The organism is Phycisphaerales bacterium (genome assembly GCA_040221175.1).
In the GTDB taxonomy this organism is placed as follows: domain Bacteria; phylum Planctomycetota; class Phycisphaerae; order Phycisphaerales; family UBA1924; genus JAHCJI01.
Genome location: JAVJVK010000004.1, coordinates 1,015,685 through 1,040,712, shown reverse-complemented (window position 1 = coordinate 1,040,712; position 25,028 = coordinate 1,015,685). Strand labels below are relative to the sequence as shown.

Annotated in this window: 19 protein-coding genes and 1 tRNA gene; 8 read left to right on the top strand and 12 right to left on the bottom strand. The window is 67.2% G+C overall.

Translation table 11 applies throughout. The features are described from left to right. Positions 1-3: 3 nt before the first annotated feature. Positions 4-1,035 carry a polyprenyl synthetase family protein gene (locus RIE32_06720; protein MEQ9095940.1) on the bottom strand — a complete coding sequence of 344 codons (1,032 nt, stop codon included), beginning with the start codon at positions 1,033-1,035 and terminating at the stop codon, positions 4-6. Between the two features lie 102 nt (positions 1,036-1,137). Between RIE32_06720 and RIE32_06715 the strand changes: the two genes are divergently transcribed. Beyond that, entirely contained in the window at positions 1,138-2,616 is a 1,479-nt protein-coding gene (locus RIE32_06715; GenBank protein ID MEQ9095939.1) for a sulfotransferase, read from the top strand. Positions 2,617-2,655: 39 nt separating this feature from the next. After that, a complete protein-coding gene (locus tag RIE32_06710) occupies positions 2,656-3,384 on the top strand; it encodes a hypothetical protein (GenBank protein ID MEQ9095938.1) in 729 nt (242 codons plus the stop codon). Here the strand turns inward: RIE32_06710 and RIE32_06705 are convergent. Further along, positions 3,381-5,201 carry a gamma-glutamyltransferase family protein gene (locus RIE32_06705; protein MEQ9095937.1) on the bottom strand — a complete coding sequence of 607 codons (1,821 nt, stop codon included), beginning with the start codon at positions 5,199-5,201 and terminating at the stop codon, positions 3,381-3,383. The two genes, RIE32_06710 and RIE32_06705, sit on opposite strands and share 4 nt — an antisense overlap. Before the next feature lie 94 nt (positions 5,202-5,295). Between RIE32_06705 and RIE32_06700 the strand changes: the two genes are divergently transcribed. Next, positions 5,296-6,528, top strand: coding sequence for a hypothetical protein (locus tag RIE32_06700; protein MEQ9095936.1), 1,233 nt, complete (start codon positions 5,296-5,298; stop codon positions 6,526-6,528). An 18-nt stretch (positions 6,529-6,546) separates the two neighbouring features. Here RIE32_06700 and RIE32_06695 read toward each other — a convergent pair whose 3' ends face one another. Beyond that, positions 6,547-6,780 (bottom strand): hypothetical protein, encoded by a 234-nt coding sequence (locus RIE32_06695; protein ID MEQ9095935.1) that lies wholly within the window; start codon positions 6,778-6,780, stop codon positions 6,547-6,549. A 253-nt stretch (positions 6,781-7,033) separates the two neighbouring features. Here RIE32_06695 and RIE32_06690 point away from each other — a divergent pair. The 4 genes from RIE32_06690 to RIE32_06675 all read left to right on the top strand — a co-directional run bounded on the left by RIE32_06690 (position 7,034) and on the right by RIE32_06675 (position 8,997). Then, a tRNA-Ala gene (locus tag RIE32_06690) sits at positions 7,034-7,106 on the top strand. A gap of 18 nt (positions 7,107-7,124) precedes the next feature. Continuing rightward, positions 7,125-7,640, top strand: a complete 516-nt coding sequence (locus RIE32_06685; protein MEQ9095934.1) for a hypothetical protein — start codon at positions 7,125-7,127, stop codon at positions 7,638-7,640. Further along, positions 7,637-8,209: a thioredoxin family protein gene (locus RIE32_06680; GenBank protein MEQ9095933.1), complete on the top strand. Its 573-nt coding sequence runs from the start codon at positions 7,637-7,639 to the stop codon at positions 8,207-8,209. Before RIE32_06685 ends, RIE32_06680 begins: the two co-directional genes overlap by 4 nt. Before the next feature lie 14 nt (positions 8,210-8,223). After that, the gene (locus tag RIE32_06675; protein MEQ9095932.1) at positions 8,224-8,997 is read left to right on the top strand and encodes an ABC transporter permease; all 774 of its coding nucleotides are present in this window, start codon (positions 8,224-8,226) and stop codon (positions 8,995-8,997) included. A gap of 14 nt (positions 8,998-9,011) precedes the next feature. On the opposite strand, the gene RIE32_06670 is transcribed toward RIE32_06675, so the two are convergent. The 9 genes from RIE32_06670 to RIE32_06630 form a co-directional block, all read right to left on the bottom strand. After that, positions 9,012-12,206 carry a glycosyltransferase gene (locus tag RIE32_06670; protein ID MEQ9095931.1) on the bottom strand — a complete coding sequence of 1,065 codons (3,195 nt, stop codon included), beginning with the start codon at positions 12,204-12,206 and terminating at the stop codon, positions 9,012-9,014. 38 nt (positions 12,207-12,244) lie between these two features. After that, the gene (locus RIE32_06665; protein ID MEQ9095930.1) at positions 12,245-14,164 is read right to left on the bottom strand and encodes a glycosyltransferase family 9 protein; all 1,920 of its coding nucleotides are present in this window, start codon (positions 14,162-14,164) and stop codon (positions 12,245-12,247) included. A gap of 111 nt (positions 14,165-14,275) precedes the next feature. Next, positions 14,276-15,925: a GH3 auxin-responsive promoter family protein gene (locus RIE32_06660; GenBank protein MEQ9095929.1), complete on the bottom strand. Its 1,650-nt coding sequence runs from the start codon at positions 15,923-15,925 to the stop codon at positions 14,276-14,278. Between the two features lie 14 nt (positions 15,926-15,939). Beyond that, positions 15,940-16,815, bottom strand: a complete 876-nt coding sequence (locus RIE32_06655; protein MEQ9095928.1) for an alpha/beta hydrolase — start codon at positions 16,813-16,815, stop codon at positions 15,940-15,942. A gap of 190 nt (positions 16,816-17,005) precedes the next feature. After that, positions 17,006-17,725, bottom strand: a complete 720-nt coding sequence (locus tag RIE32_06650) for an ABC transporter ATP-binding protein (protein MEQ9095927.1) — start codon at positions 17,723-17,725, stop codon at positions 17,006-17,008. Further along, positions 17,722-19,548: a proline--tRNA ligase gene (locus RIE32_06645; GenBank protein ID MEQ9095926.1), complete on the bottom strand. Its 1,827-nt coding sequence runs from the start codon at positions 19,546-19,548 to the stop codon at positions 17,722-17,724. Before RIE32_06645 ends, RIE32_06650 begins: the two co-directional genes overlap by 4 nt. 36 nt (positions 19,549-19,584) lie before the next feature. Next, on the bottom strand, positions 19,585-21,921 hold the full coding sequence (locus RIE32_06640; GenBank protein ID MEQ9095925.1) for an FG-GAP-like repeat-containing protein: 2,337 nt from the start codon (positions 21,919-21,921) through the stop codon (positions 19,585-19,587). Positions 21,922-22,125: 204 nt separating this feature from the next. Then, a complete protein-coding gene (locus RIE32_06635) occupies positions 22,126-22,302 on the bottom strand; it encodes a hypothetical protein (GenBank protein ID MEQ9095924.1) in 177 nt (58 codons plus the stop codon). Positions 22,303-22,350: 48 nt separating this feature from the next. After that, positions 22,351-23,640, bottom strand: a complete 1,290-nt coding sequence (locus RIE32_06630; protein ID MEQ9095923.1) for an FG-GAP-like repeat-containing protein — start codon at positions 23,638-23,640, stop codon at positions 22,351-22,353. A 541-nt stretch (positions 23,641-24,181) separates the two neighbouring features. Here RIE32_06630 and RIE32_06625 point away from each other — a divergent pair. Further along, positions 24,182-24,829 (top strand): hypothetical protein, encoded by a 648-nt coding sequence (locus RIE32_06625; protein ID MEQ9095922.1) that lies wholly within the window; start codon positions 24,182-24,184, stop codon positions 24,827-24,829. The last annotated feature ends 199 nt before the right edge of the window (positions 24,830-25,028 follow it).

Sequence of the window (25,028 nt, the reverse complement as noted above, 5' to 3'; positions counted from 1 at the left end):
TGGTCAGAATGCCCGGCTCACTACGGCCTCGGCCATCGCCAGCAGGGCCCGTCGTGCCGGCGAGTCCGCCAGCAGCTCCAACTGCTCCCGCGCCCGGGCGACGATCGTTTCGGCGGTCTCCTGGGCGTGCTGGATCGAATGGGTGGTCTCCAGCCGCTGGCGGAGCTGCGCGGGGGCGTCGTCGTCCTCGTCTCGGGCCGCCCGGAGCGCCAGGGCCAGGCTGTGCGCCCTCTCGGCCGGCTCAGCTTCGGACAGGTGGTGGATGACCGGCAGGGTGAGCTTGCCCTTGCGCGCATCGCGTCCCACGCTCTTGCCGACGACCTCTTCGCGGCCGGTGAGGTCCAGCAGATCATCGCGCACCTGGAAGGCGGCGCCGATCTGCCGACCGAAGGCCTCCAGACCCGATACGGCCTCAGGGGTCCCTCCGCCCTTGGTGGCGCCGAGCTCGCAGGCGGCGGCGATGAGTTCGGCGGTCTTTCGGTCGATGATCTCGAAGTAGGTTGCGTGGTCGAGGCTCAAATCGTCGCGCCGATCGAGTTGGAGCAGCTCTCCGCTGCAGACCACCATGCTGGCCCGCGCGATCCGAAGCGCTGTGGCCTGCTCGTCGAGCGTTGAACACAGGTGGTACGCCCCGGCGATGAGGTAATCGCCCAGAATCACGGCCGTCTCGTTGCCGCTCATGGCGTTGACCGTTCGGCCCCGGCGTCGGGTGTCGGCCTCGTCCAGCACATCGTCGTGAACGAGGGTGGCCATGTGCACCATCTCGCACACCGCGCCGATGACCTCAAGGGCAGGGCCGCCGGGGCCTTGGAGAACCTCGGCCAGATCGCCGTGCGCGGCGCCGGCCGACAACGCGACCAGTGCGGGCCTGAGCATCTTGCCCCGGTAGCGTTCCACGTGCTGGGTCAGCCGCTGGACGGCGAGGATGTCGCTGTGCAGGGCGGCGTCAAAGCGGTCGACGACTCGGCCCAGGTACGAGGCAAGTTCCGCCTGGATGGGTTCGAGCGAAGCGTCGAGATCAAGCAGGTTGTGCACGCAGGACCTCCCTCCCGCACGAGTCCCCCAAGCCGTCGACGATAGGCCATGGCCCGTTGGGGCGTTCCCGAGACGCGGCCGCATCCGGGTTTATGATGGGCCATGAGCCTGAGTCCCGAACGAGCACGAGAACTGATCCACATGGCCCGCGAGGCCAACGCGCGGGGCGACTTTCCGCAGGCCTACGCCCTCGGGCTCACCCTGCTTCAAAGCCTGCCGCGCGACCCCGAGGTCCGGCTGCTGATGGGCGACGTCTGCCTTGCAACGGGCTACATCGACCAGGCCATCGAGCATCGCAAGTTCGTCGTCGACAACGCGCCGCCCTCCCCGCTTCGTGAGGTTCAGCTTGCGGAGGCCTACGTACATGCCGGCCGACTCGGGGACGCGCTGGCCCACTACACCAACGCTTTGAAGATCGACCCGGGCTTTCCGCCCGCGATTGCCGGGCGAGCCGAAGTGTACGAGATGCAGGGCAACTTCAAGCGGGCGTGGAAGACGCTCGAGCCCGCCGTGGCAAGCAATCCGACGAATCCTTCGCTGTCGGCGGTCGGCGTGCGTGTGCTCATGGAGCTAAAGCGGCTGGACGATGCGATCGCGCTGGGCGAGCGCGTGATGGCCGCCGATCTGCCCGAAGAGCCGCAGCTTCGCAGCACGCTGCTCACCATGGCCCGCGTGTACGAACGCAACAAGCAGTTTGCCGAAGCGCTCGAGGCCGCCCGGCGAGGAAATGCCATACTGGGCATGCCCTTCAGCATCGATGACTACCGGGCCGAGAATGATCGGATTATCGAGACGTTCAGCCAGGACTGGATGCGCTCTGGTCCCCGTGCTACCCGCGATGGCTCGTGGGCGGTGTTCATCGTGGGCATGCCCCGCAGCGGGTCAACGCTGACCGAGCGCATCATCCACGCGCATCCAGACGCCTTCGGCGCCGACGAAGACTTCACGCTCCAACTCATCCTCCGCGGTGCTCAGACGAACTTCGAGCCCACGCAATGGCCGGAGTTTGTCCGCGAGATGACCGTTGAGCAGATGGACGCGTGTGCGAGTGAATACGAGCGAGCGATGCGCGCCAAGGCGCCGACCGTCAAGGTCATCTCCAACAAGGATCTGGCCAACATGCGCCGGCTGGGCTTCGCCGATCGCATCCTGCCGGGCGCCAAGTTCATCCATACGCGTCGCGATCCGGCCGACAATTGCCTGTCCTGCTACTTCGAGCGGTTGCGTCCTTCGTCCATCCCCTATGCCGATGACTTTGATGATCTTGCCGCCGTGTACGCCGAGAACGAGCGTCTGGCGGCCCATTGGCAGCAGGCGTGCGGGAACGACTTCCTCACGGTGCGATACGAGGACCTGGTCAACGACCTGCCGAAGGCTGCCCGGAAAGTCATCGAGTTCGTCGGCCTGCCATGGGATGACCGCTGCCTGCGACCGCACGAGGCCAATCGGGCCGACCGCACGCTGAGCGTGACGCAAGTGCGCCGGCCCATCTACAAGTCTGCCAAGGGCCGGGCGGCAAAATACGGCGAGCTGGTTGCTCCGCTCCACGCGGCATTGAAAGCGAATGGCTTGGATTCCTAGAACAAGTTGGTGCAAGCCACCGTGCCAGGGAGATATCAAATGAAACATCTTGGCCCCGCCGTCGTTGCGCTGCTCGCCGCTGCGAGCGTCGCGCTTTGCCAGTCCGCCGAGTCGGGCGCCCCGGTCGAGAACGAGCGAGCGTTCGAGTTCATCCAGATCGAGCCCGGTGACACCGGCTACAGGGCGTTCGAGCGACAGGTGTTTGCCGACTTCGTTAAGGCGGCACAGGGCGATGAGGAAGCCCGGCAGCGCCTGATCGCTGAGTGCGAGCGCGCGCTCGAGGCCGATGCAGAACACGCCGAGGCCATCGCCTGGCGCGGCGCCGCCCGAATGTTCGAGGCGGGCAAAGCCTCGTCGAGCGGCGACTTCCGCGCTGCGATGAACCACACGAACGCTTCGCTCGCCGATCTCAATCGGGCTCGCGAACTCGAGCCCGAGAACCCCGGCGTGCGCATGGTCGCGGCAAACATGCTGTTGAGCCTGGCAAAGCACCACCCGATCGAGAACATGGCGAACGGCTACGCCAGGCAGGGCATCGAGGATGCTCAGGTTGCGTTAGCGAAGCTGCAGGCTAACTGGGACAAGCAGCCGGTCGAAGTGAAGGGGCAGCTCATGCTGGGTGTCGCCGAAGCCTATGACAAGTTGGGCGAGGCAACCAAGGCGCGTGATTGGTTCAACCGCGTCATCGGCGCCGTGCCCGGCACCATGTGGGCCCAGCAGGCGCAGGCGTGGATCGAAGCCGCCGACAAGAAGGCCAGTTCGTTCTAGAACCCCACCGCCTGCCCGTCGGCCCGGAGATCGCTGGCGGCGATGTATCCGTTCTCGAGTTTGTAGATGATCTGCCCGCGGCCGAACGTCGCATTCCGCGTGCGATAGCGGCGCATCGGGTGGCCCATCTTCTCGAGCTCGTCGTAGACCGCTTGGCCGGCCATCGTCTCGAAGCCTGGCTCGATCATGACGCGGCCGTCGCGCTCGATCTGCCAGCGGGGGGCGTCCAGGCATGCCTGGGGGTTCTGCCCGTGGTCGGCCATGCGTACGAGCACCTGGGCATGGCCCTGGGGTTGCATGAACCCGCCCATCACGCCGTAGGCCATGGCGGGCCGGCCGTCGCGCGTGACGAACGCGGGGATGATCGTGTGGTAGGGCAGCTTGCCCGCTGCGATCTCGTTGGCATGGCCGGGCTCGAGCGAGAAGTTGCCGCCGCGGTTGTGCATCGCGACGCCATACCCCGGCACGACCATGCCCGAGCCGAAGCCCGTGTAGTTGCTCTGGATGAAGCTGACCATGTTGCCCTGGGCGTCGGCGGCAGTCAGCAGCACGGTGCCGCCCTCCTTCGGATCGCCGTATTCGAAGTTGCCGGCCTTGCTCGGATCGATGAGCTTGGCGCGAGACTCCAGGTAGCCATCGTCGAGCAATTCATCGACCGACACACGCATGTGCTCGGGGTCGGCAACGTGCTGATGCGCATCGGCGAATGCCAGCTTCATCGCTTCGATCTGTGGATGCATCCAGGCGGCCGAGTCGATGTCCTTGGCGGCGAGGTCGATGTGCCGCAGGATTCCAAGCGCGATGAGGGCGGTAATGCCCTGTCCGTTCGGCGGAATCTCGTGCAGCCGCCAGCCGCGGTAATCGATGGAAATCGGCTCGACCCAGCGAGCCTCGTGCGCCGCGAGATCCGCCCTTCGAAGCGAACCGCCGTACTTGATGCTCTCGGCCTCGATGGCCGCAGCGATCTCGCCCTCGTAGAACGCGCGTCCCTTGGTCCGCGCAATTGCCTCGATCGTGCGCGCATGCCCCTCGCTCTGAAAGAGTTCGCCCGGCTCCGGCGCGCGACCATTGGGTGCAAACGTCTGTTGCCATCCCTCGAAGCGATCGGCTCCGCGGTACCGTCGCGAAGAGGCCGTCCATCCCGATGACACCCCGGGGCTCACCAGATAGCCGTCCCGCGCATACCGAATGGCGGGTTCGAGCACCTTCTCGAGCGGGAGCGCGCCGAACTTTTCGTTGACGGCAACCCATCCGGACACGGCACCCGGCGTGGTGACCGCGCGCCAGTCGTACAGCGGCATGCGGTCCAGTCCTTCATAGTCCTCGCGCTTCAGGCCCTTGGGCGAGCGGCCCGAGGCATTCAGGCCATGCAACTTCGCATTGCCGGCATCGTCCTTCATCCAGAGCAACGCGAAGTTGTCGCCGCCGATTCCGTTGGCCGTCGGTTCGACGACCGTGAGTGCGGCGGCCGTCGCGACCGCGGCGTCGGCTGCATTGCCCCCAAGGCGGAGCATCTCGAGCCCGGCCTGCGCGGCGAGCGGCTGGCTGGTGGCGACGCAGTTGCGAGCAAGCACGGGCATGCGCTGGCTCGTGTAGGGAAGGTCATACCCGAAGGGGCCTTCGCCCCACGAGCGGTCCTGCGGCAATGCGTCGAGTTCTTCCACGACGGCATCATTCCGCCGGGAGGCGGCCGACGCGTGGGAGGCGAGGTAACCCCCGCCTGCGGCAGCGGCCAGGCCGGCCGAGGTCGTTCGCATGAATTCCCGACGGGTCAGGCCGCCGGCGTCGTCGGGCCGCTCGCTTGGTGGGTGTGCCATAGCATGAACCATACCCGCCCATGGCGCGCGGCGTCGCGGGAGTTGGGTCTCTTGCATGGGGGAACTTGCGATGCGCTGCCGAGACGCACTTCTCATGAGTTTGTTCGGGGCCACGTTCGCCACGGGCGCTGCGGCCGATCCGGTGACCGACGCATTTACCGCTCCCGATGCAACGCTCAGCAAGGCGGTGGAGTTCCTTGGCGCGCAGGTCGAGCGCGGCGATGCCGACGCCCGCACGCGGTTCGCTCACGCGCTCGCCGTGTTCTTCCGAAGCGGCGAGCGTGGCGTGCAGCAGTTGTACGAGTACGGCGCCGGTCAGCCAGTGCGCGCTGGCAGCATCATGATGTTCCGTGGCATGATGCAGGCCGGCCGCAACGAGGATCCGAAGGAGATCACGCCGGAAGACGTGCGCCGCATCATGCGCGATTGGCTTGCAGATCTGCACGACGCGGACGAACTGCTGGCCGCGGTCCCGGCCGATGGCGACTGGAAGCTCCGCCTCGACATGGCCGAGATCCAGATCGACTTCAACGGCGATGGCCAAGCCACGCGGCAGGAAGAAGCCGCGCGTGCATTCGCGATCGTGTTTCGCGACGGCGTGAACCTGCCCGACGATCAGCGTTCCTTCGTGCTCGGGCTTGATGCGACCGATCTGCACTGGCTTCGGGCATATAACGACGTGCTGATGGCCCTGGGCGAGATCATGCTTGCCTACGACAATCGCGAGATCTTCAACCGCTGCGCCCACCTGTTCTTCCCCAGGGCTCAAACGCCCTATCCGTTCCTGCAGCAGCGTCGCCCGTTCGACCCGACGGGCATGGAAATCGATGTTTCCGACGTGCTCGCGTTCGTCGGAAGCCTCGAATTTCCGCTTGCCGACGATGGGGCCGAGCGGATGTCCCGCGCCCGCCAGCACCTGCTGAACGCCATCGGCCACAGCCGCGACATGTGGAAGAGCGCCCGAGCCGAGACCGACGACGATCGAGAGTGGCTGCCCGCGCCGCATCAGTCGCCGGCCATGCGCGGCGTGGAACTGGGCGAGCCGCAGGTACGCATGTGGCTCGATCTGCTCGACGAGGCCGAGGCGCTGCTGAAGGGCGAGAAGCTCCTGCGGTTCTGGCGCGGCGATGGATCGCAGGGCATCGACGTGCGGGCGTTCTTCGAAGAGCCGCGAGCGTTCAACGTGCTCTACTGGGTGCAGGGATCGGCCGCCAAGCCCTATCTGGTGCCCGTGGAAGATCGACCCGTGACGCGCGACGAACTCTGGGCCGACATGCAGGACACGTTCGGCGACGATCTGTTCCGATCTCTGTTCTACATCAATTGAGCGTGCTGCGAGCCCGCCTTAACTGAAGCACCAGTGCAGCATGCTGGCTACGCCGTAGATCAGCAGCACCAGGATCGCGTCTTCGGCGCCGCCGGTACACTGTGAGTAGCCGGCGTGGTGACCGTAACCGGCGTGGTAGCCGTAGCCGTAGTGGCCGTGCGATGAGCAGCCCGCCAGCGCCGTCAGGACGATCATGCCCAGCACCAAGGCCCGGCAGCGAAGCCGCTCCGAGCGTGTCGAGTTCTCGTTCATCCGGTTTCCTCCACGATCGACCCGCGTTGTCCGTCGCCTCGGATGGCGGCGGGCTTCACGATCCGCCCCTCCCCGGATCGTGAAGCCAAGCCATTAGTTAGCACTAGCCAATATAACGGACATCGCCGCCCGCTGCGCCAGAAAACCTGCCTGCCAGCGGGGTTTTATAGTTATAGGACGTGAACTTGTCTTCCAGACGCTCTCCAGCGGGCGTCCTATACTCCCGCCGCTCGGCCCGCTGGGGCAGGCATACGGGGCGGTAGCTCAGTTGGTAGAGCGCATCGTTCGCAATGATGAGGTCGAGAGTTCGAATCTCTTCCGCTCCACTTCCCAATCACGCTCGAATGAGCCGCACGGCTTCCACGCTGCGGTGGGCCATCCAGCCGCGAGCGGCCATCGCGCACGAACTCGGGTTGTCCCTTCAAGAGGCCCGAACCCTGATTCGGCCGCTGCTCGCACGCCGCCGGTGGGCCCTGAACCTGGGTGTTCCCGCGGCCTTCATTGTCGGCGCAGGCGGTTGGCTGGGCTTGCTGGCCGCGGTCACCACGGTCTACGAGCAGGTCACCACGTTCCACCCCGACGGCTCGATCGCCCGCACGGAAGCCACCGGACCGTTCGGCATCTCGGTCTATCCGCTGCTTGCTGCCGCGATCCTCGGCTACGGGCTTGCGTGGCTTCTTGGAACCGTGTCGGCGTTCGCGTTTCAGTATGGCGTGCTCGGTCGCGAGGCGAGGCGTTGCGTTCGCCTTCCGGCCTGCTTCGCGTGCGGGTACGACCTCTCGGGGGCGGTGGGGGAGACCTGCCCCGAATGTGGCACGCGTCGTGGTCCGAGGCTCGCAGCGCGTAGTGTGCAGCCATGATCGAGACCGAATACCTCCGGACGAAATTCGACCAGGGTCTGTCGTACGACGACTACGTGGCCACCGGCAGCGAGAACCACCGACGCGCTTGGACCGACTTTCGCGGCCGTGTCCAGCCGACCGCCGAGCACCGGTCGCTGTTCGACGGGTTCAAGCGCACGATGCACGTCCTGGGCGTCAGCGGAACCTGGTGCGGCGATTGCGTGCAGCAAGTGCCCATGCTCGATGCGATCGCCGGCCTGCGGCCCGACCTCATCCATCTCCGCCTGCTCGATCGCGACGAGCACATGGATCTTGCGCGGCGGCTGGTCATCAATGACGGCAACCGCGTACCGGTCGTGCTGTTCCTGAACGAGGAGTTCGACTTCGTATCGATGTACGGCGACCGCACCCTGACGCGATACCGGGCCATCGCGGATCGACAACTGGGCGCCTCGTGTCCGTTGCCGGGCGCGCCGGTGCCGGAGGATGAAATCGCCGCAACGCTCCAGGACTGGATCGACGAAACCGAACGCGCCCAACTCGTGTGCCGCCTGAGCACGAAGCTGCGCAGCAAGCACCGAGACTGACCGGAACCACGCCAATGTTGGAACTGCTGCCCCACGCGTCGTACATCTGGCGAACGGCCCTCGCGGACGTGCGACATCGCTACGCCGGGGCGAGTGCGGGCGTGCTGTGGAACATCATCCAGCCGCTGTCGATGATCTTGATTTACTCGCTTGTGTTCGCCAACATCATGAGCCGCGAGGGCACGGGCGACGCGCCATACGTGGTGTATCTGTGCAGCGCGATGCTGCCATGGCTGGCCTTTGCTGAGACCGTGTCGCGCGGCAGCCAGGCGGTGGTCGCAAACGCGCAATACCTCCGCAAACTGCCAATCCCAGAGAGCGCGTTCGTCGCCCAGACGGTCGTTTCGGCCGCCATCAGCCTCACGATCAGCTACGCAATCCTCGCCGTCGCGGCCATCCCCTTCGGCTTCATACCCAACGCCTATTGGCTGCTGGCCCCCGTGCCGTTCCTGCTGTTGCTGCTGCTGGGCTTTGGCGTGGGGGCGCTGGGCGCGGCGGTGGTGCCCTTCGTCAAGGACATGACCGAAGTCATCCGCATCGTACTCATGATCGGCTTTTGGGCTTACCCGATGGTCTACAAGCCCGACATTCTGCCCGAGGCCGCCCAGAGGATCCTGCCCTACAACCCGACCTATCCCGCGCTCGAAGCCGGTCGGCAGATGATGCTCGAAGCCCGCCTGCCTGACTTGTGGCTACTGCCCGCGGCGCTCGGCTGGGGCGTGCTGTTCACCGCCTTGGGGCTGCTCGCCTTGCGCGCAGCCCGAGCCGAGATCCGCGACGTCATCTGATCGATGCTTGAGCCTTACTGCTCAATCAATCGCAGGTCGGTCAGCAAGAGCGAAATCGGTCGCTCCTCGCCCTGGTTCCACTTCCACGTGTGCAGTTGGAGTTGGTTCGCGCCCGCCTTGACCTGCACGGGCAGGGTGATGGCGTGGTCCGTTCTGGGAGCCGTGACCGGGACCGCGTCTTCGTGCACCACGTTGCCGTTGAGCACGACCCGCAGTCGCTGATCCTGGAAGATGTTCCGGCAGGTGATCGCCAGTTGTGCTCGTCCACCTGTTCGGGCGTGCAGCACGGCGGCGGCCGTCCCGCCACGCAACCAGCGGAACCGACCGAGATTCTGGTCGGCGATCGGGCCTTCCCAGTAATCAAACCCGAAGCGAGGCTCGTAGCCCGGGCTGGTCGTCCGGATGAGCGTCGCGCTCTGCGGCACCGGGGCCGGCCGGGTAAAATCGATCTTTCGGCTCAGGCCGATCCGCGCGCCGGCGCCACTCGCGGCGAGCGCCGTGTGCAGGCGCTGGTAGCTGGTCCACAGGCTCCACTCGTTCTGCGCGTGGATTCGGCCCCATTGGCCCATGTTCTGCCGATAGGCATCGTCTCGATACAGCGTGTCGATCGCTTCGGCCAGGGCGTCGGACGAGACCTCACGGGCCACCAGGCCGGTCACCCCATGCGTGATGGCCTCGGGCACGCCGCCAACGGGGAAGCCGATCGACGGCGTGCCGCATGCGGCCGCTTCGATGAACACCTGGCCGAAGGCTTCGTCGGTGCTGGGCGCCACGAACAGATCGCACGCCGAGTAGAGCATGGCGAGTTGTTGAGGATCACGCATGTATCCCATCGCTCGCATGCCAGGGATCGGCGGCGTCGCGTTTGGCGGAACATAGCCCACGCCCACCACCGTGGCGTCGGACAGTTCGAGTTGCTTGAGGGCTTCGGCAAGGTGCCCGATGCCCTTGCGCTCGTCGTCGAGCGAACACGCCGAGGCCATGATCAGGAAGTCGTCCTGTGGCAGACCCAGCGCGTCTCGGCAGGTTGCCTTGTCGCGTGGCCGGAACACGTTGGTGTCCAGGCCCAGCGCGATGGGCCGGATCTCCGGGCGTCCTCCGAGATCGAAGGGTTGCTGGCCTTCTTCCACGGTGCTCGGGTGATCCAGCGCCTCTTGCGCACACCGCGCAAGCCAGCGGCTGTTGGTCAGTACGGTCAACCGCTCCGAGCCGGTGAGGAATCGGCGGTTGGCTTCCCACGACCAGCGAATGCGATCGGCGGGCACCTTCGGATAGCCCGCGCGAATGGCCGCCTCGGAAACCACGCCCTCGAGGTGGTCGGTGCTGTCGGCCGTGTAGGTCTGCTTCCCGGTGAGCAGCCACATGTCGTGCATCAGGAACACCGTCTCGTACTCGGCCGCAACGGCGCTGAGCACCTCGGGGGAGATGTCGGCGCCATGGACATTGCCGATGATGACGAGATCGGGCCGCACGTTCTTCAGCGCCGCGAGCACGTCATGAGCGCTCACCGACGCATGTTCACGGATCGGCTCGGGATTCGTAGCGGCAAATGCGTGCACCTCGTGGCCAGCCGACGCGAACGCCTGCGCCAGCCTGCGGTGGGCAATGCCCGCGCCGTATTCGAAGCCCACGTCGTTGAAGAACGCCACCCTCAGCCGCTGCTTGACCGCTTCGCGCGGGCGATCGGGGCGCTGGATGCCATGCTTCTCGCAGTGATCGGCGACGACCTTGGGCAGTTCGCCCTTGAAGCCGCTGCCCTCGCCCTCGCTGGTCTTCTGATCGTCGTGGGTGCGGAACCAGACGATCGGCCGCCCGATGCTGTGCACCTTCGCACCGGCCTGGGCCATGCGCAGCCACAGCTCGTAGTCCATCGAATAGTACCAGTCGACGCGGACGTGGCTTCCGGCTCGCTCCCACAGATCGCGCGTAAAGAAACAGTCTGGCTGCCACCAGAACTGCCCGGTCAGCCAGCAGTTCTCGAGGTCGAGCATGTCCATCAGCGGCATGGGTCCGTCGCCGCAGCTCGTGATGCACTGGTGCACGAGCTTGCCCTCTCGAAAGACCTGGGCCATGCCGTTGATGAAGTCGGCGCCGCTGGTCTTGAAGGCGATCGCGGCCGCCGCCAGCGTGCCGGGGGCCAGCATGTCGTCGCTATTCAGCCACGTGAGGATGTCGCCAGTGGCCCGCTCGAAGCCCTTGTTGATCGCATCGCTCTGGCCCTTGTCCTTCTCCGAGACGACAACCGAGAAATGATCGCGATACCGATCGACGACCTCCATGGTGTCGTCGGTCGACTTGCCGTCCATCAGGATGTGTTCGAGGTTCGGGTAGCCCTGGTGGATGACCGAGAGGATCGTCTCCTCGATGAAGTGCCCCTGGTTGTACGTGGGCGTGACGATCGTGATCTTCGGCCACGGCGAGCCATCGGGCATCGTCGGCGGCAGCGGCGCGCCCTGGGGCACGACCCAGGGCCACCGGCTCAGTCCCTCGAGCAACCGGCGTTCGCGACGTGGCGAAAGCGTTTGGCGCGCGAGCATCACGGTCTCCACCAGCTTTCGTCGCGTCTCGAAGCTGCCAAAGCCGGTAGGCGACACCACCGCGGGCGTGCGCATGGTGCTCTGCGGCGCGGGCGTGGGTCCTTCGGCGAGTGCACGACGCGTCAAATCCCCAAGACGACCAAACACCTCGTCGTCCAGTCGCACCGGAACGATGCCCGAAGACTCGCTGCAACGCGTGAGCAGAATGACCTCGTCCGAACGACCCACCACGTCCCACGTGTTGCCATGGTCGACGCCGTTCGCAAACGCGACCGCGAGCCCGCCATCGCACATCGAAGCAGCCACCGACGGAATCGTGGCGGCGTCAAACAGCAACGCGACGGTTGGCTTGACCGGCAGCGTGCGAAGAAACTCCGCCGCGTTGTGCTCGACGATGACGGCTCGGCGGAGTTTCTCCACGAGACCTCGTGCGGCTGCCGGATCGCCGGTGGCCACGTAGGCCTGCCATCCTCGTTCGTTGCACGCGGCGGCCAGCGCCTCGATGGCATCCTTGGTCGGTGAGCCGGCGACCAGCACGACGCCATGCTCGCCCTCGAGCGCGGCGTGCAGGGCCTGCGAGGCAGAAGCCTTGGAGCCAAGCGAACGCGCGAGATCGGCCAACTGGCGGGCGTGGCGCAAGGGCCCCGTGCTCTGCGTGCGGGTCGTCGTCATCAATCGCTCCCCTTCAGGATGCTCGCTCCGGTCGAGCCTCAGCCCGTGTGCTGTCCGTTGGCGCTCGAACCCAGCAGGCGGCGCCGCTCGGCGTCTTCCCATGGCAACACCATCGCCACGTGCAATCGCTGGCCCATCTGACGCCAGCGGCTGGCAAGCAGTTCGCCAAGCTTGTGCTCAAGGGCGTGGATCTCTACCAGCCATTGGTCGGCCAACTTCTCCATGGCCCGGCGTTCCTCCAGCAACTGATCGGCACGCAGGCGCAGCTCGTTCTTTTCGCCTTGCAAGCTGCCAATCACCCGCCGGGCGTTGGAAAGGTCCGCCCGGAGCTTGGGGATATCAACGCCGGTGTACTTCTCGCGGAGGTCGGCGGCTTCGCGCTCGGCTGCATCCCGCTGGGTGGTCAGGCGATCCCGGGCCTGCTCCAGATCGCGAGCACGCTGCTCGCTGGCGTCGAGCTTCTTCGTGCGCTCCGCGCTCTCGGCCCGCGATTTCTCTAACTCGGCTCGCAGCCTGGCCACTTCGGCTTGCAGGTTCGAGGTGGTCTGGTCGGCCGTCTCGGCTCGCTCGACCGCCCGCGCGAGTTCCCGCCGCGCCTGCTCCAGGGCCTGGGTGTTCTGCGTGAGCTTCTGCGTCACTTCGCTGGCCCGCTGTTCGGCCTCTCTCGACTTCGACTCGCGCAATGCCTGTTCGAGCCGATCGAGCCGTTGCATGACCGCATTCTCGCTCATCGTGTTCCTCCGGGCTTCCTGGTCTTTCTTGTCGAGCGTGCGTCGAGCAACCGAGAGTTCGGCGCGGTACCGATGGGCAGCCCTTGCGGCATCGCCGGCGATGCTCACCAGCATCGCCCGGCTGGGCTCGATCTGGATGACGTCGGCCCCTTCGACCGCGCCAGATTCCAGACGATCGATCTGGGTCGTCACCGCGCTCAGCGGAATGTCCTTCACGCAATGCGAGCGGCGCTGCTCGCAACGCCAGTCGCACGGCGAGCACGGCACCGCCAGGGTGATCGAAACGCTCGGGCGCGTCAATGGGCGGAACCTCGGCCACGTCCCACCGCCGAACACCGCGAAGACTGGCTTGCCCAGCGCCGCGGCGATGTGCATGGGTCCAGTGTCGCGCCCCACATAGCCCCGGCTGGCGGCCAGCAACGCGGCCATCAGCATGGTGTCCCCCTCGGGGCCGCCGAACCAGTGCCGGGGCTCTAGCCCCCTGGCTTCCAGCGCGTCGCCGATCGATCGGGAGACCTCTGCTTCGCTCTGGGCGCCCAGCAGCAGCACGGGTCGCTCGTATCGCTCCATCCAGTACGCCAACGCGTCGGCCCATCGCTCGGGCCGCCAATTGCGAATGGCCGTGAACTCGTGGTGCCCCACGCAGGCCGCCAGGAACGAACCCCGTTCCAGGCCAAGCCTGCCCAGCACCGCGTCGGCGGAACGCTCCAATTCGGGCTCGAGCTTGAGTGTCGGGTCGTCGAGATGGACCTCGGTGCCGAGCACGGCGCGAGCCAGGGCCTCGCTCTTGCGCAGCTCGTGAAGATCTTCGTTCACGCGAACGACTTCGTCGAACGGCGATTTGGTGGCCTCATCGCGGCCGTAGGCCGGGTCGACAAACTTGCCTCCGGCCTGGCCGATGGTTCGTGCGTCGGGCAGGGCCTCGCACAGTCGCTCTTCCAGCAGCGTCCAGGTATACGGAGCGCCCACGAAGACGTCGGGGCCGAATTCCGTCGCGGCGTCCGCCAGCGAGTCCAGCCGCTCGTCCTGAGCGTCCAGTTTGCCGTCATAGACGTTGAGCGGCAGTTCGAAGAGCCGCGCCGAGGGCGCGACCGCCCGGGCCATGGGCTGCACCAGCGGGCTGACGACCAGTCCCAGTTCGTGCCCGGCCTCGGTCAGGGCGCGGAACAGCGGCTCGCGCAGCACGACGTCGCCGATGGTGTCCGGGTTGGAGATCAGGATTCGCATTCGGGGTCCGGGCGGTACGGGCTCGCCCCCGTCACCGACAGGGCTGGCGAGCAAATCAACGATAGAGCGCTGGCCGAGACGCGTCCGCCCTCTCGGCCGGATCTGGCCGACTTATGGGCGGTTCTGGGCGGGTTCGCCCGGGCGCACGGGGCCCGCGAGGGCATCCATGAACTCGCGGTGGTTGGCGCAACGCGGCACCTTGTGCTGGCCTCCCAGCTTGCCGCGGCTCTGCATCCAATCGTGGATCGCCCCGGGTTCCAGTGGCGTCACGACGGGCGGGGCCATGCCCAGGCTGTCGGTCCGCTTCACGCGATAGTCCACCACTTCGCTCTGGAGTGTGGCGTCGAAGACCTCGGCAAACCGGCCCATCGCGCTCGGGTCGCGTTGCCCCACGACCTCGACGGCCAGTTGCAGCCCCGATCGCACGCCCTCGCCCGGATACACCGGAGAGGCGGTGAACTCGCCTACCTCCACGCCCGATTCGCGGGCCGCCCGTGCGACCGCCGTCTCGATGTTTTCGACGATGATGTTCTCGCCAAAGGCATTGATGAACAGCTTGTGGCGGCCGACGATCCGCAGCCGGGCCGGCCCAGTGCCCCCGCCCCAACCGATGCGATTGGGCACGCTCTCGAACACCACCACGTCGCCGATGACGTACCGCCACAGCCCGGCGCACGTGCTCATCACCACCACGTACCGCTGCCCGGGCTCGGCTTCATCGGCGCAGAAGGCCGGCGCGTCTTCCTTGTCGATTTCCTCCAGCGGGACGAATTCGTAGAAGATCCCGTGATCCGCGTTCAGCCGCATCCCCGGCTGCTGGTATTCGTCCTGGACGGCGATGAACCCTTCGCTGGCGGGGTACAGCTCCAGCCGCACGGGGATATCGCGCTCGCCGCCGGTGAACAGCCGACGAACGGTGGGCTCGAAGGGGTCATACCGCACGCCACCATGGGTGAACAGCGTGAGGTTGGGCCACACCTGGTCGATGCGGGCCTTGCCGGTCTTGGCCAGCACCTTCTCCATGAGCGCCACGGTCCAACTGGGCATGCCGCTGATCATGCGGATGTCCTGTGTGCTGGTCAGCTCTGCCATCGCGTCGAGCTTGCTGGGCCAGTGATCCATCAGGGCGATCTCTCGCCCGGGTGAATAGATGGCGCTCAGCGGCCAGCGGATCTGCTGCGTGGCAATGCCCGAGAGGTCGCCAACGAGGATGCCGTTCTCCTGCCGATCGAGTGCGCTCGAACCGCCCAGGAACAGTGCCCGCCCGCCGAACAGCTTCGGCAGCGATACGCCCCAGTTTACGGCGTGTGAGAAGATATCCAGCGACGCCTTGAAGTTGCTCTTCATCATGGCGTCGCTGATCGGAATGCGCTTGTCGCCGGCCGTCGTGCCGCTGGTCTGGCAGAACTGCTTCACCAGTCCCGGCCACAGCACGTCGGGCTCGGCGTCTTCCACCATCCGCTTCACGTATGGCAGGAACGCCACATAATCGCGCGCGGGCACGGCCTTGCGATACTCGGCGGCTATGTCCGCATCGCCGGCTTTCAGCACCGACGCGAAGCCGTACTCGCGGCCAAATGCGGTGTCCCTGGCCTGCTCGAGCAACGACCGGAGCTGTGCGCGCTGGATAAAGGCCGTGTTGGCCGTCCAATACGCGTGGTTGCGGAGCGTGCGCGCCCGGCCGGCGACGCGCGCGTGCAGGCCCGCGCCGATGAGCGAGGTCCATCGCAGCGAACCGGGTTGGTGGAACGGCGCGGTCATCGGCCCCGGGTCCGTCAGCCTTCGGCCTTTTCTGGAGCTTGCTCGGGGTCGAGCGACTCGACGAATTCGACCAGCCTGGAGGCAAACGGCTCGGGGTGCTCCATCATGGGCACGTGTCCGCACCGGTCGAACCAGACCAGCCGCGAGCGGCCCAGCATCGAGGCGAACTGCTCGGCTGCCTCGGGCGGGGTGACGATGTCCTGCTTGCCCCAGATGAGCAGCGTGGGCGCCTTGATGCCGCTCATGCGCGAGCCCAGATGGTTTCGCCGTGCGCTGCGGCTGAGGCGCACCATGGCCCGCGCGCCACCGCGTTCGCTCAGTTGCTGGTGGGCGCGCTCGATGTCGCTGGCCCGCATGTGCGTCGCCGGGTCGTAGAACAGCTCGCCGATCTTGCGTTCGAGCCAGCCTCGGCTGGGGCGCAGCTGGATGTCGCTGACCATCGACTTCTCGATGAGTCCGCTGCTTCCCGCCAGCACCAGCCCGCGCACCAGGTCGGGCCGCTGCAACGCCACCCGCAGCGCGACGTGGCCGCCGAAGCTGTTGCCCACGAGCACGACCGGATGATCGAAGTGCTTCTGGAGGAAATCGATCGTCAGGGCGGTCACGCCGTCGATCGAGCAGTCGTCTCCGCGCAGGTCCAGCAGGGGAACCTGCAGCAGCACGCACCGAACGCTCGGCTCTGCCAGGCGGACGACCTCTTCCCAGTGCTCGTTCAGGCCCACCAGCCCGTGCAGGAACACCACCGCCGCCCCCGCGCCGACCTCTTCGACGGTGGCGGGCACCGTGCCGCTCAGGCCGCGCAGCTCGATCGGTCGCCCGCTCGACGGCGGGGAGGCCGTGGAGGCCGAATCGGCCGAAGCGTGCTGTCCGGTGGCGCCCGTGGGTGTCAAGGTGCTGGGTTCCCTGCCCTGTATCCCGCCACGTCGGGCAGGCCGAGGCGTCCGGCGACCGAACATCTCCTGCCCCCCGGGCGGATCCATCGTGACGATACTACGCGCTGTTGCCCCTTCGCGCGGGCCAGAACCTAGTGAGGACCAACCGGAAGCGGAGAAGGTCACCCAATAGGCATACAAGGTATCCCTATGTGGCCGAGGCGGTGGCCTCCACGATCACCCCGTCCACCATGTGCACCACCCGGTCGGCACGCTCGGCCACCTGCTGGTCGTGGGTCACCATCAGCATCGCCCGCTTGGGGGCCTCGGGGTCATCGGGCCGCACGACCTTCTCCAAGGCGTCCAGGATGCCCTCGCCCGTGTGCTGGTCGAGGTTGCCGGTGGGCTCGTCGGCCAAAAGAAGAGGCGGATCGGCGATCAGTGCCCGTGCGATCGCCACCCGCTGGCGCTCGCCGCCGCTGAGCTGGGCGGGCTTGTGGCGGAGTCGCTCGCCCAGGCCGAAGGTGGTCAGCAGCTCCTTCGCCCGCTCGCGCCGCTCGGCGGGGACCTTCCGACCCAGCACGCCCTGGGTCATCGCCCCCAGCAGCACGTTGCCCATCACGTCCAGTTCGGGCAGCAGGTGGTAGAACTGGAAGACGACACCCACGTCGCGGGCCCGGTAGCGGTTCAGCCCGCCCGGCCCGAGGCGAGAGATGTCGCGCCCCTGGAAGGTGATCGTGCCGTCCTGTGGCTTGTCCAGGCCGCCTATTAAGTGCAGCAGCGTGCTCTTGCCGCTGCCCGAGGCCCCCAGGATCGCCACCCACTCGCTTTCTTTAAGGCTGAGCGACGCCCCACGCAGCACCGGCACCGGGACGCGGCCCAGCTTGTAGGTCTTGTGGACGTTCTTGGCGTCGAGGAGCAAACTCACGCGCTCTCCAGCGCCGAGATGCAGCGGTCGATCACCGAGTCGAACGCCACCACCTCGCCCTTCCCGGTGTCCTTGCGCAGCTTGAACTCCACGCCGCCGGCGTCCAGCGCCTTGTCGCCCAGCGTCAGGCGCACCGGGATGCCGATCAGGTCGGCGTCCTTGAACTTGGGGCCCGGGCGCTCCTTGCGATCGTCGATCAGGACGTCGGCGCCCCTGGCCGCCAGCTTCTCGGCCAGCTCGCCGGCGACCGACCGCTGCTTCTCGTCCTCGGGCTTCATGAGGATGATCTCGACGTGATAGGGCGCGACGGCCGCCGGCCAGATGATGCCGTTCTCGTCGTGGCTCATCTCGACGCACGCGGCCATGGTCCGGCTCACGCCGATGCCGTAGCAGCCCATGGTCACCGACCGCGGCTTCTGGTCCTCGGCGAGGACCTTGAAGTCCATCGCGTCGGAGTACTTCGTGCCCAGCTTGAAGATGTGGCCGACCTCGATGCCCCGCTGGACCTCGAGCGTCGAGCCCTCGGCACGCGGGCTGGGGTCGCCCGCCTCGGCGTTGCGGATGTCGGCGACCTTGAGCTTGCCCGTCTCGTAGCCGAGATCGCGATGCCAGTGCCACCCCGTCACGTGGTGGTCCACCTCGTCGGCGCCCGTCGCCCAGGCGTTCGGCTGCGCGGCGTCGGGATCGACCACGATCGTCGCCCCCGTCAACTTGGCGAACGCGCTCGGGCTCACGTAGCCGATCGCCAGCCCGTCGGCCTTCGCCTTCGCCTCGTCGGCCAGCCTCACGCCCGAGCCCACCGCGTCGCGCACCTTGCCCTCGTTCACGTCGTGGTCGCCGCGGACGACGGCCAGCACGTACTTGGTGGTGTCCGGGTCCTTGAGCACGCGCTCGAAGACGATCGTCTTGAGCATGCCCGCCGCCGTCGCCCCCAGGTGCCCGGCGACCAGCTCGATCCCAGGCATGTTCGGCGTGTGGTGCTTCTTGAGTTCTTCACCCGCATCACCATCGAACGACCACACGCGCTCGCCGATCTCCGCCTTCTCGACGTTCGCCGCGTACCCGCTCACCGGGCACACCAAGACCTTGTCCTCGCCGCTCTCGGCGTGCACCATGAATTCGTGGCTGGCCGAGCCGCCGATGGGCCCGCTCTCGGCCTCGACGGCCGTGAACGTCAAGCCGCACCTGGTGAAGATCCGCGTGTACGCGTCGTAGAAGTGGTCGTAGGCCACGTCCAGCCCGCCCTCGCCCTGCTGATTGAGGTGGAAGCTGTACGCGTCCTTCATGATGAACTCGCGGCAGCGCAGCAGGCCCGAGCGCGGCCGCGGCTCGTCGCGGAACTTGGTCTGGATCTGGTACAGGCTCAGCGGCAGCTGCTTGTAGCTGGTCACCGCGCCCTTCATCATCTCGACGATGGGTTCTTCGTGCGTCGGGGCGAGCGCCAGCGCCCGCCCGTGCCGATCCTCGAGCGTGAACAGGTCGTCGCCGTACGCCTCGTCGCGGCCGGTCTCCTTCAGCAGGCTCATCGGCTCGAACGCGGGGAAGAGCATCTCCATCGCCCCGATCCGCTCGTGCTCCTGCCGGACGATTTCCTGGATCTTGCGGAGGCTCCGCCAGGCCAGCGGCAGGTAGTCGTACACCCCCGCGGCCAGCTGCCGGATGAACCCCGCCCGCACCAGGAACACGTGGCTGGGCGTCGTCGCGTCGGCGGGGGCCTCGCGGGTGGTGGGGATGAGGGTGCGGCTCCACAGGTGGACGTCGCCCTGGCGGAGGGTGGAGAGGGGGGAGGCGGCTTCGGTGGCGGTCTGGGCGTTGGGGGTCATGGGAGGGCAGGGTAGGAGCCGCGCCCCGCCCCAAAACTACGGGCAGCCCAGGTCGAACTCGTTCTGGAAGGCCAGGAAGTCGAAGATCGTCAGCGAGCCGTCGCCGTCGAAGTCGGCCCGCGGGTCGCTGGCGTCGAAGAGGTTCTGGAAGGCCAGGAAATCGAAGATCGAGAGCTCGCCGTCGCCGTCCAGGTCGGCCGGGCAGGACGGAGGGGCGCAGCGGTTGAGCAGCACGCCCACGTAGTCGCCTGACTCATTTGTCACGGCTAGATCCAGGACTCGGTCGCCGTTGAGGTCGCCGAGCGCCACGCTCACTCCGCTGCCCGCGCCGACGCGTTGCTGGGGCCCGAAGGTCCCGTCACCCAAACCCAGCAGCACCCTCAAGTCGAAGAAGCCATTCGCGACGGCCATGTCCAGGAAACCGTCGCCATTGATGTCATCGAGCGCCACGCTATAGGGACCATCTCCCGCTTGGAGGCGTTGCTCGGGCTCGAAGGTGCCGTCGCCGCGGCCGAGCAGCACGCTTACGTCGCTGCTGAAGTTGTTCGCCACGGCCACGTCATGGACGCCATCGCCGTCGAAGTCGCCCAGCGCCACGCTGAACGGCCCACGGCCTGCGCCGAAGCGTTGCTGGGGCTCGAAGGTGCCGTCGCCGCGGCCGAGCAGCACGCTCACGTCTTCGCTGCTTACGTTCGCCACGACCAGATCCGGGACGCCATCGCCGTCGAGGTCACCGAGCGCCACGCCGAACGGCCCATCGCCAGCTCCGAAGCGTTGCTGGGGCTCGAAGGTCCCGTCGCCGCGGCCGAGCAGCACGCTCACGTCGTTGTCGTATCGATTCGCCACGGCCATGTCCTCAAAGCCATCACCGTTGATGTCCGCCACGGCCGTGCTGCGCGGTCCGGAGCCCGCGTCGAAGCGTTGCTGGGGCTGGAAGGTGCCGTCGCCACGGCCGAGCAGCACGCTCACGTCGCTGTCGGATTGATTCGCCACGGCCATGTCCTGGAAGCCGTCGCCGTTGAAGTCGCTCAGCGAGACGCTCGATGGGCTTCCGCCCGCGTTGACGCGTTGCTGGGGCTCGAAGGTCCCGTCGCCGCGGCCCGGCAGGACGCTCACGTCGTTGCTGAAGCCGTTGGCCACGGCCATGTCCTGGAAGCCATCGCCGTTGAGGTCGCCCAGCGCCACGCTCAGTGGTCTGTCGCCCGCGGTGACGCGTTGCTCGGGCTCGAGCGGACAGAAGGCGGGCGGATTGCAGCGGTTGATCAGCACGCTCACGTCAGCGCTGCCCAGGCTTGCGAGCGCAACATCCGTCGCGCCGTCGCCGTTGAGGTCGCCCAGCGCCACGCTCCATGGCGCGTCGCCCACGCCGAAGCGTTGCTGGGGCTCGAAGGTCCCGTCGCCGCGACCGAGCAGCACGCTCACTTCGTCGCTCAGCAGGCTTGGCACGGCCACGTCCGGGGCGCCGTCGCCGTTCAGGTCGGCGAGGGCCACGCTCCGTGGACTCGAGCCCGCGTCGAAGCGTTGCGCGGGCCGCAAGCCGCCGTCGCCGCGTCCCATCAGCACGCTCACGGCGTCGCCATCCAGGTTCGCCACGGCCACGTCGAGGTTGCCATCGCCGTCGAGGTCGCTGAGCGCCACGCTCCAGGGCCGTTCGCCCGCATCGAAGCGTCGCTGGGTCTCGAAGGTCCCATCGCCGCGTCCCAGCAGCACGCTCACGTCGTCGCTCTCGGAGTTCGCCACGGCCATGTCCTGGAAGCCGTCGCCGTTGATATCGCCCAGCGCCACGTGCACCGAGTACGCGCCCGCGTCGAAGCGTTGCTCGGGCTGGAAGGTGCCATCGCCGCGTCCCAGCAGCACCTTGACGTCGCCGTCGAAGTCCGCCACGGCCATATCCGGGGCGCCGTCGCCGTTGAGGTCGCCCAGCGCCACGTGCCGGGGGCGGTCGCCCACATCGAAGCGTTGCTGGGGCTGGAACGTCCCGTCGCCGCGTCCCAGCAGCACGCTCACGTCGTAGTCGCTCTGATTGGCCACGGCCATGTCCTGGAAGCCGTCGCCGTTGATGTCACCAATGGCCACGCCCTCTGGCCTCTGACCAACTTCGAAGCGTTGCTCGGGCTGGAACGTGCCGTCGCCCCGGCCCAGCAGCACGCTCACATCGTCGGAAACCTGATTGGCCACGGCCATGTCCTGGAAGCCGTCGCCGTTGAGGTCGCCCAGCGACACGCTCCACGCCCCATCGCCCGCGTCGAAGCGTTGCTCGGGCTCGAACTGCGTGGCGGGGTCGCACGCCTGTGCGTGCGCACGGGTGGCAAGTGCGGTCGAGGCGGCCAGGCCGGCGGCCAGCACGAGGACGGTGGGGGTGCGGTTGGGCATGGTGGCTCCTTCGGCGCGCCAGCATACCGGAAATCACGACACGGCACAAGGGCAAATTCGGACCAGGTCCGTCGATTCGCCTACCCCATGCGGCCCATGTTCCCCAGAGTCCGGCCGATGGCCGCGAAACTCACGCGCGCCGCGGCCCGGGGCGATGCTCGGGCGTGCGCGGCCCGCCGCCCACCCCCGCGTCGAGCCCGCCGATCAGCCCGCGCGGACCGGGAACACGCGGCCGGGCGTCGTCGCGTCGGCGGGGGCCTCCCTCGTCGTGGGGATGAGGGTGCGCGTCCACAGGTGGATATCGCCCTGGCGGGCGGTGTGGAGGACTCCGGCTTCGCCGGGTTGGGAGGTCTGGGCGGTGGTCTGGGCGGTGGGGGTCATGGGAGGGGAGGGTAGGAGCGATGCCCCGTGCCTACCCCGGCCCAACGGCTACGGGCAGCCAGCAGCGAAGGCACTCTGGAACGAGAGAAAATCGAAGATCGTGAAGTCGCCGTCGCCGTCGAAATCGGCGATGGGGTCCATCAGATCGAAGAGGTTGCCGAAGGCCAGGAAGTCGAAGATCGTGAGCACGCCGTCGCCGTCGAGATCGGCGGGGCAGGGAAACGGCCCGCACCGATTCAAGAGCACGGTGACGTTGTCGTTGCTCGCATCGGTAACGGCCAGGTCCGGGTCGCCGTCGCCGTCCAGGTCGCCGAGTTGCAGCCCGATGGGCTCCAGGCCGGCAGACAAAGGCACGCGGGGCGCGAATGTTCCATCTCCTTTGTTCAAGAAGACGCTGACATCCAGAGCAGACGCGTTGCCCAAGACCAGGTCCGCGTCGCCATCGCCGTCCACGTCATCGATGACCAGGCTTCCGTAGCCGTACACCGCGTCATAGAACACGGCGGGGGCAAAGACGGCGTTGCCGTCGTTCAGGAGCACGCCGATGCCAAGGCTATCCCCGTTGGCCACGACGAGGTCCGCGTCACCATCACCGTCCAAGTCGCCCACCGCGACGTTGTTGGGCTGATCGCCCGCGTCATGCCGCAGTTGGGTCGGGAAGGTGCCGTCCCCGGCGTTCAAGAGCAGGCTCACATCGGCGCTGCTGCTGTTCGCCACGGCCAGGTCGGCGTCGCCATCGCCATCGAGGTCGCCGATCGCCACGCCGAAGGCTCGAACGCCCGCGCGATACTGAACTTCCCGCGCAAAGGTGCCGTCGCCGTTGTTCAGCAGCACGCTGACGCCGTTCGTGAGGGGGCACGCCACCGCCAGATCTGCGTGGCCATCGCTGTCCAGGTCTCCCATCACCAGGGATACGGGGCCGCCGACGACCCGATAGCGCACCTCTGGCGCGTATGTGCCATCACCGTGATTGCGCAGCACGCTCACGCTGTCGCTGTCGCGGCTGGAGACGGCCAGGTCACCGTCACCGTCACTGTCCAGATCGCCAATCGCCACGGACCATGGAAGTTCGCCTACTTCGTATCGCACTTGAGACGCAAACGTGCCATCACCATTGTTGAGCAACACGCTCACGTCGTTACTGATGTAGTTTGCCACGGCCATGTCGGCGTCGCCATCGCCGTCCAGATCGGCCAGGTCGATGGAGAGTGGCGTTGCGCCCGCGTCATACGCCATCTGTGGCGCGAAGATCTCGATAGGGTCGCAGTCCTGGGCCAACGCGGTGAGCGGCAGCGTGGCGGCGGCCAGCACGGTCAGAACGACACGGCTCTCGGGCATCTCTGGTCTCCTCTCGCCCACAGCATACCAGAACCCAGCCGAACACGCAAGCACAAACCGCCAGCGGCCCATCGCGGCGTGCATGCCCGCCGATCACGCCACCGGGCCCCGGCATCGCGTTGCGCGGCTCCCAGAACGCGTTGCGCCCCCCGCGCATCGCGTTGCGCGGGCTCCAGGACGCGTTGCGCCCCTCGCGCATCGCGTTGCGCGGGGCCGGGATCGCGTTGCGCGGGCCGCGCTCACTGTTGCGCCGAGCGCGCAACGCGTTGCGCGGAGGGGAGAAATCGTGTTCTCGGGCCTTCGCTCGGGCCTTCTTTGGGCCCTCCCGCCGACGCCGGGGCCGGGATCCGGCTGCGGGGCCTGTTTCGTAAGTTCTTGCAAGAGCGGAACTTGCAAAAAACTTTCGCGGTTTTTTCAACTCGGACCAAAGTCGCCCTCCCAGACCGTCGATCCATGGTGCAGGCCGGCAAGGGGTCGGCCATACATGAACCGTGGGTCGTGGCGACGGCGCCCCGCTCCACCCTGATTCGGAGTCTTTCTCATGGGCAGGAATCTGCCATCACAACGAAGCGCGGCCCTCGACTGGACCACCGAACGCCTGGCGACGTGGACGGCCAACGCCGCGGCGATCGGGGTCGATCCGACGACCGTCTCGGCCGTGTCCTCGGCCATCGCGACGGCGACCAACCTCAGGACCGCCGCCGGCGCGGCACGCGCCAACAGCAAGAGCGCGACCGCGTCGTACCACAACGCGGCCGACGAGGCCCTGGACATGGTGCGCGACCTGATCTTGGAGGTGAAGGCGTTCGCCGCCAGCACCGACGATCCGCGAGTGTATGTTCTGGCCGACCTGAGCCCCAAGGCCAACCCCAGCGAGACGCCGCCGCCCGAGGCGCCCAGCGACGTGCTCTACGCGCTGCAGTTCGACGGGTCGCTGCAACTGCGGTGGAAGGGCAAGGGGCCCCAGGGCACGTTCTACGTCGTCAAGCGCAAGCTCGCCGGCGAGAGCGCCTTCACCATGATCGCCACCACCACCGACAAGAGCTTCACCGACAACGCGATTCCCTTTGGGACCGACAGCGTGCAGTACCAGATCCTGGCCCAGCAGACCGACAAGGTCGTCCAGGGCCCGGTCGTGCCGGTCAAGCTCGGCTCGGGCAACGGCCAGCAGGGCGAGGCGGCGGCGTAGGCCTCGAGATCCTGTCGCTTCGAACGCTTCGAACGCTTCGTTCTTGCCACGCACGCGGCCGATGGCGCGGGTTCGTCCCCGCGTCATCGGCCGCGCGCCGTCGCCACGCCCGCCGCCGCGGACGCCCGACCCCGGCCGGCGACCGAATAGCCCGTGAAGGCGCATTCATAGTTCCAGGAATTGGCTCATCGGCGGCGCC